Origin of the sequence: Paenibacillus sp. OV219 (assembly GCF_900110075.1) — a bacterium.
Lineage (GTDB): Bacteria > Bacillota > Bacilli > Paenibacillales > Paenibacillaceae > Paenibacillus_Z.
Genome location: NZ_FOCJ01000011.1, coordinates 63,204 through 77,466, shown reverse-complemented (window position 1 = coordinate 77,466; position 14,263 = coordinate 63,204). Strand labels below are relative to the sequence as shown.

The window sequence follows — 14,263 nt, the reverse complement described above, 5'->3', positions numbered from 1 at the left end:
TTGGATGATTCGAGAACTACAGACGGAAGATAACGCGGCCATTGAGCGAATTATACGGGAGTGTTTAATCGAATTCGGAGGCAACCGGGCGGGACTGGCTTGGGAAGACGCGAGCCTCGGCAGGCTGGCCGAATTCTATGAGCCAGAAGGACACGCCTATTGGGTCATTGAGCAGGACGGGGAGGTCGTGGGCGGCTGCGGGATTGCTCCCTTTGCCGAATCCTCTGAAGTGTGCGAGCTTCAGAAAATGTATCTGCTTCCGCACGCGCGCGGCACCGGAGTGGCTGCATCCCTGCTGGATACGGCGCTGGTGTTCGCAAGGCAGCACTATAAGCAGTGCTACTTGGAGACGCTGTCGAATATGGCAGCAGCGAACCGTTTCTACGTGAAGCACGGCTTCGAGCAGCTTGACGCGCCGCTTGCCGGATCGGAGCATTTCGCATGCGATGCCTGGTATATCAAGTCGCTTGGCTAACGGAATAGCCGAAGTACGCTCCCGATCTCGGTTTGCGGCTTCGGCTTTATTTTATCTCAACTGCGCTGGCGTTGGGCTTGCCCTTGCTCATAAGAAAGGCGTAATAAACAACGTAATAAGCGAACATGATAAGGATAAGTCCGGACGACCAACCGCTGCCTCCAGTTGCAAAATTATAGCTACTTTGGTCCTGCGGCATGGTCATAATTCCATACATACGATAGGCGAAACGTCCGATGAACAACGCGGTCACGATGCTGCCGATCCATACATTCGCCTTGTAGTGAAGCTCGGCGCCGCGGCGTTCGAATGAAGTCATTGACGCGCCAACAAGTCCGAGAACGACACCTAACACAATGCCGAGCATATCCGAAACAACGCTGACCGCGGTAAATCCGCTTTCCACCATGAATAAGACCCCAACCGCCGCAAACAGAACCATCCGAAAGCCAAGTCTTCTCGGCCGCAGCGCACTCCAAGAGAAATTACTGCGCACCCGCCGGAAGATCCGGTACCCCACGAACAATAGGGCCATTACAATAATCATCTGCTGCATCTATATGCCTCCTTTAATTTCGTGAATCGTGATCGTCGCTAACGAGTACAATCATACCCTGGCAAGGCTCGTCCGCACGACCATCCTCAGATAGAAACAGACTTCGGCGCACCCTATATCTGTAGATAGAGAAGCTCAACTTTGCCCTCAACTTCGATTGCTTTCCGACGCTTCGCATGGCTACAATGAACATAACACAAAGCCAATCGTGGCGGTGTTCCCAACGATCGGAGGCAAGCACCTATGCTGCAGCTGCATGACAGACGATCATTCATCCGCTCGGCAGCCGGGGCGGTATTCATCGCCATTCTTATGAATATGAACGGATTTTTCTCAGGCTCCCCCCTCAAAATCGCACTAAATATACTTATCTTAGCGACTTATATCATCCGATTCGTATATCGCGGCTTCTGGCAAACGAGACGAAAGTCGCTCGTGTTCGTTGCGCTCGCAGCAGCAGAAACGGCAGCAGGCATGATCTTCTATCATGAGAACGTGCTGCTTTATTTTCTGGCGATTATCGTTGTGACGACAACGATCCGTTTGGTACTTGGCACAAAGCGAATTCCAATGCTAGCGGTAATGATTACAATTGCCGGACTATATACCGCCTTCGGCGATGAAAGCTTGAGCAGCTTCGTCTCTTTCGTCATTATCGCTGTGTTCTTCTTTTTCACCGTGCAAAGCCGTCGCCAACGCGATGCGATCAATGAGGAGAATAAACGCAATTTGGTGGAGCTTCAGGAAGCTTACGTCCATCTGCAAGAAGCGTCCGTCACGTCCATGCGGGGGGCAGTAATGGACGAACGCACGCGAATTGCTCGCGAAATCCATGATGCGGTCGGGCACAGCTTGACTTCATTGATCGTTCAGATGCAGGCGCTGCGCTATATGATCGTGAAGGACCCTGAACGGGCGGAGCAGTCGCTAGCCGGTATGCTGGAAGTGGCCCGCCAAGGCCTTCAGGACATTCGGACTTCCGTTCATTCACTTGCCGATGATCGGACGATGTCCGGGCTTGCTTCGATTAAGGCGCAGCTTGCACGGATGGAGGCGACTGCAAACATCACCTATAGCTTCGAGGCCAAGCTGCCAGAGGAAGAAATTACAGTAGAGAACGCGACCTTGCTCTTTCGCCTCATGCAAGAAGCTATCACTAATATTGTTCGTCATTCCGAAGCGGAGTATGTCGATGTGCGGGTATGGTCAGAGGAGGAGCGAATCGTGCTGATCGTTCAGGATAACGGAAAGGCAAATGCAAGCGAAGCGGTCCGGGAGGGTTTTGGACTGAAGACGATGCGGGCGAGGCTTGAAGAGGCTGGCGGTCGGCTGACCTTTGGAGCAGCTGTTCCAAATGGGTTCCAGATTAGAGCAGAGCTGCCGATAAGCGTAGCAGAAGAGGAGACGAAGGAGACGAAGGAGGAGATTCGCAGGTGAATATGATGACAGGCGGTAAAATAAAAGTATTACTCGCAGACGATCAGAAGATGATTCGGCAAGGCTTTAGCTATGTCATCAGCTTGCAGGACGATATGGAGATTGCCGGCGAAGCGGCTGACGGCAATGAAGCCGTTGCCCAGGCGCTCGCTCTGCTGCCGGACATTATTCTGATGGATATCCAGATGCCAGGCATGACAGGCATTGAAGCCTCGAAGCTGATTACCAAACAGCTGCCTAGCGTTAAGATCGTTATCCTCACCACGTTCAACGATCCCGATTACATCTACGAAGTGATCCGCTCAGGCGCCGTCGGCTATTTGCTGAAGGATGCGGACGTGGAAGATATGCTCGAAGCGATTCGATCCGCCTATCGGGGTGAAGCCGTGTATCGAACTGAGCTTGCTGCAGACGCACTATCCCGCGCGGTCTCGTCGGCTGTGCTTCTACCGGCGTATACCAGTGGTTCTGAGGATTCTCCGCTGCCGGAGCCGCTCACCGAACGGGAACAAGAGATCCTCCAGGAGATGGCGTATGGTCTGCGTAATGACCGCATCGCGCAGAAGCTTTTTATAAGTGAAGGTACTGTCAAAAGCCACGTCCATCGCATCCTGCAAAAGTTCAGCTGTGAAGACCGGACGCAGGTTGTCGTAACTGCGCTGCGCAGAGGCATGGTGAAGTGAGCAACCGGCTGGCGCACTAACGGCGGCTAGCTGCCCGAAATCAACGTCCACAGCTGCTTGCCAATCAGCAGCACGGTAACGAAGACGAACAACAGCTTCACGTACTTCGTTCCCTGCCGAATAGCAAGCCGCGAGCCGGCAAACGAACCGAGCACCATTGCTGCGCCCATCAGAAACCCTAGGCGGAAATCAACCCAGCCCAGTGATAGAAACACGATCAAGCTCGCCACGTTGCTCGTGAAATTAAGCAGCTTCGCATTGCCTGCCGCTTGAACGAAATCGTATCCGAGCATGATGAAGATAAAGATGAGGAACGAGCCTGTTCCCGGCCCGAAGAAGCCGTCATACGCGCCGAGCACGAACGCCGCCGCAATTGCGCCGAGCTGCGCAGTCGTCGTCAGCTTGCGATATGTCCCTTCCATCCCCCAATTACGTTTCAGCAGCGTGTAAATCGTGACGCCGATCAGCATGACAACAATCGCTGGCCGCAGCCAATCCGACGGAATGAGCTGTAGCAGCAGCGCCCCTCCCGCCGCGCCCACCGCTGTGAACGGGACAAGCTTGCCCGTGCTGCGCAGATTGATTTTGCCAGAACGCCAGAACGTGATCGTGCTGGTTACGGACGAGAACGATGCCGACAGCTTGTTCGTCCCGAGCGCCAGATGCGGCGGCAGCCCTGCTGCCAGCAAGACCGGCACGGAGATCAATCCTCCCCCGCCCACCGATGAATCAATAAAAGCAGCTAGAAATCCGCCGCCTACCATTAATGCGATAATTCCCCATGTTAGTTCCATAGTTGCTTATCATTTAACCCCTTTCAAATGACGCGTAACACAAGAAGCAGGCCGCCCAAGCGACCGCCTGTAACACCTTGTACAGAATCTCAGCTTTCGGCATGAAAATCAATACGCTGCTTGGGTCAATTCCATCATTTACATATAGCCGCCGCTTTAGTTTCCCTTTATCCTTAGGCATTGCACTGCCCTATCACATATCACGTTAAGGAGCACAAGGAAATGAATACATGGTTAAAATGGGCTCTCATCCTCCCTCCCGCGTTCGGCTTCGGCATGTGGCTTGGGGCGCATCACCTATCCTCGGAGCATGAATGGCTTCTATTGCTTGGCGTGTTCGTCCTTGTATTCGCACTATTCTACGTCCCGCGATTGCATATCCTGTTATGGACGCAAAATATGAGCAAGGTAGAGACCTTCCTCCAGCGGACGAAGGTGAAATATCCGCAAAATGGCTTGCTGCTCGATTCGGCTAATGGCGAATTCGATGCGGTAGAGCGGACTATTCCTCTCATTCGCAATAAGCAGGCACAGACCGCAGCCCGTATCTCGCTGCATATTGAACGGCAGGAGCTTGCCGAGGCGAGTCAGCTCGTGAGCGAGATTCGATCGGACTCGCACCGCAGCTATTCGCAAGCTTTGATCGCGGTGCTTACGAGCGATTATAATCGCGCGGACACGTTCAAAGCGGCTATTCGAAGCAAGGCGCTCCGTCATGTCGTTGACGCGGAGATTGCATTCAGGAAAGGCAATCAAGAAGAGGCGGATCAAGCGGGACAGCTCGCCATGGCGCATGCCGGAGGCGTGCTGAAGCTCATGCTGACCAAATCGCTGGAGCGTCAGAAGAACGATGCGATGCGGCGGACGTATTTCTAACTAAAAAAATGGCCGATGCTCATCCGCGATTGGGATGAGATCGGCCATCTTCTTTATTAGCGACGATAGAGATCGTATTACTCGCTTCCGCCAAAATGTCTCCAATTTGGCAAACGATCCAGCGTAATGCAAGAAGGATGGTCGTAGATCTTGCGCAGCTGCTCGTCCGTCGTCGATTTGCCCTCCAGTACGAAGCCTTCGCCCCACGTCATATACCAAAGCCACGGCGTGCTGCTTGCCATCAGTTGATCCGGATCGGGAATCGCGCCGTTCTCGCCGAACGCAATCATCTTCTTCCCGCCCGCAAGCGCGTCTGTGAGTTCAAAATGTTTGCGAACAGGGCCATAATTGCCCGATGGCGCGTAGATATCGCAGCTGTCGATGTCGGACTCTCCATCACCTGGATACCATTCTTGAACCGAGGAGTTCCAAACCCAGATCAAGTTGTTCAGCTGATGCATATTCGTGAACCGGTCGTACATGAGGCGCCATAGCTGCTTGCAGGGCTCAGCCCCGAATGCTCCCCACCAGAACCAAGCGCCGTCCGCTTCGTGCAGCGGCCGCCAAAGCACAGGCACATTATGATCGCGCAGCTTCTTCAGCTGCTCGGCAACGCAATCCATATCGGCGAGCAGCAGCTCATGCTCCTTCGTTCCCGGCGTAAGCGCAAGCGGAAGATTGAAGTCTGTATTCTTCGAATAAAAGGTTTTGTCCTTGCCGCCGGTCGGCGCATACCAGTGCCAGGTCAACGTTACGATGCCGTTATGAACGGTCGTCCACTCGATGGCCGCGCCTCGATCGAGCCCTTATTCTCTTCGATCTCGAGCAGCTTATGCGGCGTAGGCTCGGCCGTCTCCGTCGCAAGCGTATAGCTAAGCAGGTCGAAGCCGCGAATAGCAGGCTGCTTGCCCGTTACTGCGCGGATATACTCGAACTCCTTCGCAGGCGTAAACGAGGAAGCCGTGTGCTGACCCGTAAGTGTGGCGTTCCCGAATAGGCTGTTCAAGTAGTTCCAGAGCGAGAGCGTTTCTGCCGATGCGTTCGGATTGATCAGTGTACGTGGCGAGCGGTCAAGCACCGGAGCCGGAGTCTGTGTGAACATGAAGCAATCCACGTCAGCGCCGTTATCCCAAGCTTTCAAGATCGAAACCGTATGAACGCCTTCCGTGAGCCGTACGGTGCACTGGCGCTCCGTAATAAACCCTTCCGTCCTCGAGGAAATAATATAACCGTAGAAGGCGCCGTCGATACAAATTGCGTTCGTTCTTCGGCCATCCGGAATGGCATAACGGATACTAAAGTCATAGTGGCCGGACTCTGCAATATGAACGTCTACCTCAAACCAATCTCCATCCTTATGCGTGCCCTTTACATAGCCTATCCCGGTAAAATCCGGCGTCTCCGAAGCGATCTCTACGCCGTGCAAGCGGCCGCTCTCGGCTGAAACAATAATGGTGTTGTTATTCGAAACGCTAGTGTTCACGGAAAGCCCTCCATCCAATCCAAGTTTGTTTTGTATATACAATACCTGAAATGAGATAGGCCGGATATGTACAAATTCCAAACAACAAAACAAGCCTTCCATCCTTAGAAGAGCTAAGGCGAAAGGCTTGTTCCATCTTAGAAATTAAAGTTGTCCGGATCGGGACCAACACGAAGATTCTGGTTCAGCCCGTCGATACGCGCCATCTCCTCGGCTGTCAGCTCGAAGTCGAATACGGATGCGTTCTCGGCAATACGATGTGCTTTTGTCGACTTCGGTATCGTCACGACGCCGTGCTGCAAATCCCAACGCAGGATGATTTGGGCAATCGACTTGCCGTGCTTCGCTGCGATTTCTTGCAGAGTTGGATCGTCCAGCAGCTGTCCTTGCGCAAGCGGCGACCATGCTTCGATCTGGATGCGATTATCTGCGCAGAATTTGATCAGCTCGCCCTGCGACAGACGCGGATGGAGCTCCACTTGATTGACCATAGGCACGATTTCGGCATCCGCCAAGAGGTCCTGCAGATGATGGACGTGGAAGTTGCTGACGCCGATTGCGCGGACGCGGCCCGCTTTGTAGAGCTGTTCCAGGGCACGCCAAGCGTCCTTGTATTTACCTTTTACCGGCCAGTGGATCAGATACAGATCTAGGTAGTCGAGCCCCAGTTTCTCCAGGCTTGTCTCGAATGCGGCCAGTGTCGATTCGTAGCCGAGATCCGCGTTCCACACTTTGGACGTGATGAACAGCTCCTCACGGCTTACTGGCGTTTCCGTGAGCGCCTCGGCAATTGCCTGTCCGACGCCTCGCTCGTTGTTATAAATCGCAGCTGTGTCGATGCTCCGATAGCCGAAACGGATGGCCTCCTTCACGGCGTCAATCAGCTCTTGCCCTTCCTCGACTTTGAAGACGCCGAGCCCTAGCCAAGGCATCGCCACCCCGTTATTCAGTACCGTTGTATCCTGTAGATGCTTTGCTGTTGTATTCATTATTTAATATCCTCCTTATTTTCATCCATCTTTATTGTTGTCCTACTCTTGCTACTCTTGCTACTCTTGCTACTTTGCTCACGCAGTCATCTGTTGCCGATCTTTCTCCGTCTCAGCCATCTGATCCCGCTTCTCCATCACGCTGCTCCATTTTGTCAGTACAGCAGCAGCAGCTACCATCAAGGCGCCAACCCATGCGGTGTGCACAAGTCCCACTTGCTCGGCCACGATGCCGCCTACATAAGCGCCAATCGCAATACCGGCATTGAACGCGGCAATGTTAAGCGCCGATGCCACATCCGTCATCTTCGGCGCGAACCGTTCCGACAGGATGACCACATAAGTCTGCAAACCCGGCACGTTCATGAAAGCAAGCAGCCCCATGAGGAAAATAACGAGCAGCGCCGGTCCCTTGAACGGAGCGGCAAAAGCGAGCAATAGCAGTACGACAGCCTGCGCAGCGAACATGTACAGCAGCGCCTTAAGCGGCCTCCGGTTCGCCGCCCGTCCGCCAATCAGATTGCCGATCGCGATGGCGATCCCATAGACGAACAGAATTGCAGCGATCGTCTTCGCGCCAAATCCAGTTACTTCATGAAGCAGCGGTGATAAGTACGTGAAGACAACGAATGTGCCTCCATAGCCAAGAGCGGTTATGGTAAAAGCGAGCAGTAGACGGCTGTTCGAGAGCAGCTTGGTATGGTCACTCATCCTTGTACGTGTGCCGCTGTTTAATTCGCGAGAGACGAGCAGCGCATTCGCGGCTAGCGCCACGAGGCCGATTAGAGCAATGGCAATGAAGGAGCTCCGCCAGCCCCACTGCTGACCGAGCAATGTGCCGAGCGGTACGCCGGTCACCGTCGCAATCGTCAGTCCAGAGAACATAATAGAGATCGCGCTCGCACGGCGATTCTCCGACACAAGGCTAGCCGCAATCGTTGAGCCGATGGACATAAAGACGCCGTGTGCGAAAGCCGAGATGACGCGCGCCGTCAGTAGCAGCGTAATTCCATGAGCCATCGCAGCTATGCTGTTCCCGGCAATGAAGACCGCCATAATCCATAGCAGCAGCGTCTTGCGCGGCACGGCCCCGGTCAATGAAGTCAGAATCGGTGCGCCGACCGTAACGCCAAGGGCGTATATCGTGACCGTAAGTCCAGCTGTACGTACTGTTATATGCAGGTCATCAGCGATGAGCGGCAGCAGCCCGACGCTAATAAACTCGGTTGTTCCAATGGCAAATGCACTTATAGCTAGCGCGATGAGCGCGAGCGTGCTTTTTCGATTCGTATGCATCAATCGTTCCACTCCTTACAGCTTGGTATTCACCGGCCGGTAGTGCTATTATAGTGGAGACCATCCACAGCGAACAGTACGCACTCTTAAGTGCTATAGGCACCAAAAAGTACCCTACTCTCATTTTCATACACAACCTAACTTGAATAAAGGGGCCCTGCAAATATGGAGAAGAAAAAATATAACATTTCGGTCGAAGCGACGCTAGAGGTCATCGGCGGCAAATGGAAATGCGTCATTCTATGCCATCTCACGCATGGCAAGAAGCGGACAAGCGATTTGAAACGGCTCATGCCCGGCATTACGCAGAAGATGCTGACGCAGCAGCTGCGAGAGCTCGAGAACGACGGAATCATTAATCGAATCGTCTACAATGAGGTGCCACCGAAGGTGGAATACGAGCTCACTGCATACGGCTGGACACTGAAGCCGACGCTGGATTCGTTATGCTCATGGGGTGAGCATCATATTGTGAAGGAGTACGGCGATAAATTCGCCGTGCTGGAGGATAGTATTCTTAATCGATAACCAAATGACAAAAAGGCCGGGAGCCTTACCGCAATGGTAGGCGTCCCGGCCTTCTTTACATCTTCTCCACAAGCACAGACGGATTCGTCTTCACCGGCTTCGCATACATCTTATTCAGAACAATCGTTTGAACGATAATGAATATCCCGCCCACCGACCAATAAAGCGGCAGTGCAGCAGGCATGGCAAAAGCAGTTACACCCATCATAATCGGGGAAAGCAAGCCGATGTAAGCGAGCTGGTTATTGGTATTCGCATTAGGCTGAAGCTGCGCCGACATCTTCTGAGAGACGCGGAATTGAACGAAATAGACTGCCGCCGCGATGAACGGCAGGACCATGTCCGCTTTCCCTAGACTAAACCAAAGGAAATTATGTGCAGCAATCTCTGGTGTACGGCGTATCGCGTAGTAGAATGCAAGCGTGATCGGCCACTGCAGCAGCATCGGCAAACATCCGACATTGAGCGGATTAATTTGATGCTTCTGGTACAACTGCATCGTATCGGCTTGCTGCTGTCTTTTGGCTTCCGGACTGGCATCTTTGTACTTCTCTTTAAGCGCGTCCAACTCCGGCTGAATAACAGCCATCTTCACTCGCATCGACACCTGCTTCTTCGTCTGATTCATCATCAGTGGCACGATGGCGGTGCGGATGATCAATGTCATCAGGATAATAGATAATCCGTAATCGCCACCCAGACCGTTTGCAATCCATTTGAGCAGCAGTGAAAAAGGATAAATCAAGTAGTGGTTAAACAGCCCCGGCGAAGAGGCTTCAATCGGATTCGACGCTGATGCAGCCGAGCAACCGCTAAGCGTCAGGGCCAGCGTGACCCCGAGGAGCGCAATTAACGCGGGCTTCATCCATTTGTGAGACTTTAACTTTACATTTAACTTCATTATCAAGGTAATCCTCCCTATTGAATGTACTATGCATCAATAAGGGAAGGACAATCGGTATCATCAGGTGACTCTTTGCGTCTAATGGTAAGCACAATCCACCGCATCATATTGGTCCCACGGGGCAGATTAATGGGCTCTGCCACAGATGGGGCATCAGCCACCATGCCGTGATTCGGCGGAATCTCCTTGGCGGAAATGAAAGCAGAGGTAAAGGACACGATGGAGTAGATCAGACTAATCGAGAGCAATAACTGAATTAAGTCTATGAATTGATCCATCTGCGCCGCCTCCTTTTCATCCCGAGAACCTCTCGTTGTCTACCTGCATTATAGCACGCAGTGGAGTAATGATGAAATGACGGCTGGTTGGTAATGAATGCTCCCCATGCTATCGTAAGGGAATGCATATGCAGGGACGCCGACGCAGCGATTCTGATCGACACAAGCGGTGCGGGTGTCATTTCCCGCGCCGCTATTATGTTAGGCAGTCTTAGCCAACCAAGGGAGCAGCCTTCCCAATCGTTCCTTCCACCTCGTTGCCTTCCTTGCGCCAATATTCAATGCCGCCCAGCATCTCTTTTACCTTGAACCCGAGACCAGAGAGACGGGCCGCGCCTTTGGTTGCTCCATTGCAAGCAGGACCCCAGCAATAGACGACAATCGTTTGCTCCTTATTGAAGGCTACAGTAGCGCCCGCACTGATCTGGTTCGAAGGAAGGTTAATCGCACCTGGAATATGACATTCTCCATAAGCTTTCTCGCTGCGGACATCAATGAGCTGAAAGTCGTTCAGGCCATGCTGCATGTCATACCGAACATCCGCGACGTCTGTTTCGACGGCTAGCTTATTCATATAATGGCGATGCGTCTGCTCAGGCGATGCGGCAGGAGTTTCGAGTACAAGGGATTGGCGTGCTTGAATGGTCATATGAGATTACCTCCAGTGGGTTGTGGATTGCTTGATCTCAATGTATCATAGCTTCCGCAATTGGAGTTATTGATAGAAATCTATGTGATACTTCAATAATTTTGATAATTACTTCCGTCGCCAAGCAGCTCCAGGAAGCCTAGATACGCTTTGGACTTCCATTTCTTCTTTGAACAAATGAGCTGTGTGTAGAACTTGCACGCAGGATCGATGAAAGGAATCGCGACAACCTTGCCTCCCCGCACTTCCTCCGCTACTGCAATTCGGGGCAGCAACGCAATCCCGAGTCCATAGGTGACGCACTGCTTAATCGCTTCCAGACTGCCGAATTCGTAAGATAGCTTATAGGGTACCTGATTGCCTTTCAACACGCCGAGCAGCATTGCCCGGTAAGTGCAGCCATCCTCGGTCAGGATTAACGATTCGTTCTCTAGGTCTTCCACATGGATTTCGCTTCGTCCGACAAGCTTATGATCTGGGCTTGCAATGATGACTAACGGCTCTTCTCTCAAAATACGACAATCCAGCTCCGGGTCCGAGAATGGAGGGTCCAGAATAATCCCGATGTCTAGAGCCCCCTCCTTAACCGACTCGATAATGAATGGTTCGTTACCCGGTTGAATCGTAACGTTAATGTCTGGATACGCCTTCCGATAGGCCTGCAAATAAGCAGGGAGGTAGAATGAAGCAAGCGTCTCAATCGTCCCAATGGAGAGTGTCCCCTTGGACTGCTTGGCAACGACTTCCTTGGACTCATCATGCAGCCTGCAAATATCGTTCGCATACTGGAGCAGTGCTTCGCCCGCCATCGTGAGCACCATCTTTCTGCCGTAGCGCTCCAACAGAACGGTGCCATAAGACTCCTCCAGCTTCTGAATCTGCGTCGTTATGCTCGACTGGGCGTATCCAAGCGTTTCCGCAGCTTTTGTGAAGCTGCCCCATTTGGCCACTTCGCGAAAGGTCCTTAGATAGGTTAACTCCATGGGTTCTCCCCACCTCGCTTCATTCCGTTTCCCAACACTTTATCACGAGCCAATAGCTCTTGCATACGCCACAATCGGCGGCTCACCGAACGTCTGCGCGTAGTCCTCACCAAGCCATACGCCGAAGCTGGTCAATCTGTTGAACCCGAGGCTCCGGTAATACTCCGCATCCTGGCGAATGACTTCTTCGTAGAACGGCAGCGGCTGGAGCGGCTTCTGCCACTTCAAGAACCGAGAATTGTCCATCCAGTACTCAAGAATCTGGGCACCCTCCTGTCCGAACAGCTGCAGCAGACCCGGAAGATGCTCAAGCTCCTTGAAGTTCTCCGGGCAATCCGGATCGTTAATCGGTCTAGCCGAATCGCGGTAGATAGGAGCGTACTCGAGAAAAATGCCAGGATCAGGCTGCACCTTGTCCGGAGCTTGGATGGTATCCTGATAAGCCAAATAGCAATGCTGCGCTTCCGCATCAAACCGCCGAATACCTCGCAGGATGTGATTGTAGAAGATCATCGCTTGATCGGAGGCTGTCAGCGCCCGGCATCCCTCACAGTGACACACACTGCCTGTCACATCGTCGATCCAAAAGTAGTATCGCCCCGTTAGCGAAGGCACGGCTCTTGCCAGCTCTTCCGACCGCAGCTCCAGATAAGCAAGCGCCTCCGAGCTCGTCGCGCACAAGTTAAAGTCTGCATTCCGCTTCCCTGTCTCATCCATCCGGAACCAGTCGGGATGCTCGGAGAAGAGGGCACGCGGAACGAGCCATGACATGGCATGCGCTTCGAACTCGACGTCCACGTTCAGCTCCTTCATCCGCTCCACGAACTGTTTATAGATCGGCGTCTTCACAAACTCCAGCGTTTTCTCAAGCTCCTCGAGTGCTCCTTCTCCCCAACCGGGATGGATGCCTACCAAATCAAGGCCTGAATGAGCAATGAGGTCCGCCCAATAGGGACCAGCCTCCTCGGGAAGAATAAGTATGCCGCGTTTATTGTCCATATCCTCTGTCTCCTCTTGATCGCCTAATTAAAACTTGTCCGCTATATACCAGAAGATCGGAAGCGGAAACCATCCGGCGGGGATATGCGTTCCCGCTCCGATGTAACGACCATGCGGCGTCAGCAGAAGCGTCTGTGCCTGCTTCCTATCCAGCTCCACCGCGCCTGACTTAGCCGACCGTTCGACCGTCACGCCGCTCTCGTCCACAAGGGCGGTAACAGGCTGACCGTCCAGCACCGCTGAGAATTCACCCAGCGTAAGCCCTATTGTCCGATGCTTAACCGTCAAATAAGCTTCCAACACGCGGGCGAAGTCTACGATATGGTACATGTCGGACGTCTCTATCGCGTAATTCTCTGCGAAGCTGCTTAAAGAAGCATTCAGCTCCGTCTCGTACTCAGGAGCGTAAACGGCGATCCAATCGGCACCCGAATGCGACAAATACGCCTTAACTGCGCGTGGAATATCGGCTGTATTCGCCATGGCGAGCTCGGTAATTTCCTTACCTGTTTTGCTGACTACCAGATAGCCAATTAGCTTCTCCTTATCAAGCACACCAAGCGGCTGCTGCTCTAGACCCGTTAAGATGTCCGACATCTGCCCCACATCGCGTTGAACGAACGAATGCCGTGCCTCGTTCAGCTGCTGCGCAAAGGCTGCCGCTCCTTCAATCTCGAACAACGGCTTTATGGACAGCCCCTCTACGTTCACGCCCTGCAAAGCATGACGGGCATTGACTTCTCCCACCGAGTACTTAATCTTCACCCCTCCGAGGGTGAAATCGAAATACTCGTACCGCTGCCGCTGTCCGTACAGGACAAGCATGTCGTACGAAGCAGGTGCCTCTTCCAGCCACTTGTTCATGAGCACCTTCATGTGTCCTTCTCCGCGTGCTCTTGGATGGACCGACACAATCCCCAAGTATCCGACCCGCAGCGGGAAACCGCCAACCTGCATCGGCTCCGGGTACACCGCAACTTGCGCGCGCAGCCGGCCCCGCTCATCCGCAGCGACCATGTGCATGCCCGATGAATCGATGTCCTTGCTGTACATCTTTGGCAATATGGACTCCGCATCAATTTTGAATGCGTAATTAGCTAAATCAATATAGTCTTCGCGTTCATCCGGTCTTGCCATTCTATATTTCAGCACGATTAAGTTGGCCTCCTTAAGGCAGCTGTCTTAAAACTACCTACATTATACCGAAAAGTATTCACTGCGAGATGGCCTCACTCATTATGCTGTACATTCGACAAATCAATTGGTTCCTCGCTTGCAGCCTATGATGATGTGACAATTGCCATTATGCCGAATACCTTGGTTAATAAGCCCA

General features: G+C 52.9%; 17 protein-coding genes. 5 read left to right on the top strand and 12 right to left on the bottom strand.

Annotated elements, in window-relative coordinates; translation table 11 throughout:
- The first annotated feature begins 4 nt into the window (after nt 1-4).
- Nucleotides 5-475, top strand: coding sequence for a GNAT family N-acetyltransferase (locus tag BMY11_RS23270; protein ID WP_090582079.1), 471 nt, complete (start codon nt 5-7; stop codon nt 473-475).
- Between the two features lie 46 nt (nt 476-521).
- Here the strand turns inward: BMY11_RS23270 and BMY11_RS23265 are convergent, their stop codons facing one another.
- On the bottom strand, nt 522-1,031 hold the full coding sequence (locus BMY11_RS23265; protein ID WP_090581878.1) for a CcdC protein domain-containing protein: 510 nt from the start codon (nt 1,029-1,031) through the stop codon (nt 522-524).
- A 243-nt stretch (nt 1,032-1,274) separates the two neighbouring features.
- Here BMY11_RS23265 and BMY11_RS23260 point away from each other — a divergent pair, with 243 nt between their 5' ends.
- Both BMY11_RS23260 and BMY11_RS23255 read left to right on the top strand, forming a co-directional pair.
- Nucleotides 1,275-2,468, top strand: coding sequence for a sensor histidine kinase (locus BMY11_RS23260; RefSeq protein WP_090581876.1), 1,194 nt, complete (start codon nt 1,275-1,277; stop codon nt 2,466-2,468).
- A 5-nt stretch (nt 2,469-2,473) separates the two neighbouring features.
- Entirely contained in the window at nt 2,474-3,151 is a 678-nt protein-coding gene (locus BMY11_RS23255) for a response regulator transcription factor (RefSeq protein ID WP_090582077.1), read from the top strand.
- A 26-nt stretch (nt 3,152-3,177) separates the two neighbouring features.
- Here the strand turns inward: BMY11_RS23255 and BMY11_RS23250 are convergent, their stop codons facing one another.
- Entirely contained in the window at nt 3,178-3,945 is a 768-nt protein-coding gene (locus tag BMY11_RS23250; RefSeq protein ID WP_090581874.1) for a TSUP family transporter, read from the bottom strand.
- A gap of 222 nt (nt 3,946-4,167) precedes the next feature.
- Here BMY11_RS23250 and BMY11_RS23245 point away from each other — a divergent pair, with 222 nt between their 5' ends.
- The gene (locus BMY11_RS23245) at nt 4,168-4,821 is read left to right on the top strand and encodes a hypothetical protein (RefSeq protein WP_090581872.1); all 654 of its coding nucleotides are present in this window, start codon (nt 4,168-4,170) and stop codon (nt 4,819-4,821) included.
- A gap of 77 nt (nt 4,822-4,898) precedes the next feature.
- Here BMY11_RS23245 and BMY11_RS23240 read toward each other — a convergent pair whose 3' ends face one another.
- From BMY11_RS23240 to BMY11_RS23225, 4 genes are all read right to left on the bottom strand, one after another.
- Nucleotides 4,899-5,570, bottom strand: coding sequence for a glycosyl hydrolase (locus BMY11_RS23240; RefSeq protein ID WP_177182790.1), 672 nt, complete (start codon nt 5,568-5,570; stop codon nt 4,899-4,901).
- Nucleotides 5,571-5,572: 2 nt separating this feature from the next.
- Nucleotides 5,573-6,304, bottom strand: a complete 732-nt coding sequence (locus BMY11_RS23235) for a CBM35 domain-containing protein (RefSeq protein ID WP_177182789.1) — start codon at nt 6,302-6,304, stop codon at nt 5,573-5,575.
- A gap of 137 nt (nt 6,305-6,441) precedes the next feature.
- Complete coding sequence (locus BMY11_RS23230) at nt 6,442-7,293, bottom strand: aldo/keto reductase (protein ID WP_090581866.1); 852 nt, start codon at nt 7,291-7,293, stop codon at nt 6,442-6,444.
- A gap of 78 nt (nt 7,294-7,371) precedes the next feature.
- On the bottom strand, nt 7,372-8,589 hold the full coding sequence (locus tag BMY11_RS23225; RefSeq protein ID WP_371262921.1) for an MFS transporter: 1,218 nt from the start codon (nt 8,587-8,589) through the stop codon (nt 7,372-7,374).
- A gap of 165 nt (nt 8,590-8,754) precedes the next feature.
- Between BMY11_RS23225 and BMY11_RS23220 the strand changes: the two genes are divergently transcribed.
- Complete coding sequence (locus BMY11_RS23220; protein WP_090581862.1) at nt 8,755-9,117, top strand: winged helix-turn-helix transcriptional regulator; 363 nt, start codon at nt 8,755-8,757, stop codon at nt 9,115-9,117.
- A 55-nt stretch (nt 9,118-9,172) separates the two neighbouring features.
- Here the strand turns inward: BMY11_RS23220 and yidC are convergent, their stop codons facing one another.
- From yidC to BMY11_RS23190, 6 genes are all read right to left on the bottom strand, one after another.
- Nucleotides 9,173-10,018 (bottom strand): membrane protein insertase YidC, encoded by an 846-nt coding sequence (gene yidC / locus BMY11_RS23215; RefSeq protein ID WP_256217725.1) that lies wholly within the window; start codon nt 10,016-10,018, stop codon nt 9,173-9,175.
- Between the two features lie 29 nt (nt 10,019-10,047).
- A complete protein-coding gene (locus BMY11_RS23210; RefSeq protein ID WP_090581860.1) occupies nt 10,048-10,299 on the bottom strand; it encodes a hypothetical protein in 252 nt (83 codons plus the stop codon).
- Between the two features lie 211 nt (nt 10,300-10,510).
- Complete coding sequence (locus tag BMY11_RS23205) at nt 10,511-10,948, bottom strand: rhodanese-like domain-containing protein (RefSeq protein ID WP_256217724.1); 438 nt, start codon at nt 10,946-10,948, stop codon at nt 10,511-10,513.
- 92 nt (nt 10,949-11,040) lie between these two features.
- Nucleotides 11,041-11,931, bottom strand: a complete 891-nt coding sequence (locus BMY11_RS23200; RefSeq protein ID WP_090581858.1) for a LysR family transcriptional regulator — start codon at nt 11,929-11,931, stop codon at nt 11,041-11,043.
- Between the two features lie 42 nt (nt 11,932-11,973).
- Complete coding sequence (locus BMY11_RS23195) at nt 11,974-12,930, bottom strand: DUF4838 domain-containing protein (RefSeq protein ID WP_090581856.1); 957 nt, start codon at nt 12,928-12,930, stop codon at nt 11,974-11,976.
- Between the two features lie 27 nt (nt 12,931-12,957).
- Nucleotides 12,958-14,082, bottom strand: coding sequence for a GNAT family N-acetyltransferase (locus BMY11_RS23190; RefSeq protein WP_090581854.1), 1,125 nt, complete (start codon nt 14,080-14,082; stop codon nt 12,958-12,960).
- Between the last annotated feature and the right edge of the window lie 181 nt (nt 14,083-14,263).

Bases quoted from the DNA above. Each gene is read 5' to 3' on its own strand.
- BMY11_RS23230 (WP_090581866.1), bottom strand. From the start codon at position 7,293: ATGAATACAACAGCAAAGCATCTACAGGATACAACGGTACTGAATAAC.
- BMY11_RS23210 (WP_090581860.1), bottom strand. From the start codon at position 10,299: ATGGATCAATTCATAGACTTAATTCAGTTATTGCTCTCGATTAGTCTG.
- BMY11_RS23255 (WP_090582077.1), top strand. From the start codon at position 2,474: ATGACAGGCGGTAAAATAAAAGTATTACTCGCAGACGATCAGAAGATG.
- BMY11_RS23220 (WP_090581862.1), top strand. From the start codon at position 8,755: ATGGAGAAGAAAAAATATAACATTTCGGTCGAAGCGACGCTAGAGGTC.
- BMY11_RS23195 (WP_090581856.1), bottom strand. From the start codon at position 12,930: ATGGACAATAAACGCGGCATACTTATTCTTCCCGAGGAGGCTGGTCCC.
- BMY11_RS23225 (WP_371262921.1), bottom strand. From the start codon at position 8,589: ATGCATACGAATCGAAAAAGCACGCTCGCGCTCATCGCGCTAGCTATA.
- BMY11_RS23250 (WP_090581874.1), bottom strand. From the start codon at position 3,945: ATGGAACTAACATGGGGAATTATCGCATTAATGGTAGGCGGCGGATTT.
- BMY11_RS23205 (WP_256217724.1), bottom strand. From the start codon at position 10,948: ATGACCATTCAAGCACGCCAATCCCTTGTACTCGAAACTCCTGCCGCA.
- BMY11_RS23270 (WP_090582079.1), top strand. From the start codon at position 5: ATGATTCGAGAACTACAGACGGAAGATAACGCGGCCATTGAGCGAATT.
- yidC (WP_256217725.1), bottom strand. From the start codon at position 10,018: ATGAAGTTAAATGTAAAGTTAAAGTCTCACAAATGGATGAAGCCCGCG.
- BMY11_RS23265 (WP_090581878.1), bottom strand. From the start codon at position 1,031: ATGCAGCAGATGATTATTGTAATGGCCCTATTGTTCGTGGGGTACCGG.
- BMY11_RS23260 (WP_090581876.1), top strand. From the start codon at position 1,275: ATGCTGCAGCTGCATGACAGACGATCATTCATCCGCTCGGCAGCCGGG.
- BMY11_RS23200 (WP_090581858.1), bottom strand. From the start codon at position 11,931: ATGGAGTTAACCTATCTAAGGACCTTTCGCGAAGTGGCCAAATGGGGC.
- BMY11_RS23245 (WP_090581872.1), top strand. From the start codon at position 4,168: ATGAATACATGGTTAAAATGGGCTCTCATCCTCCCTCCCGCGTTCGGC.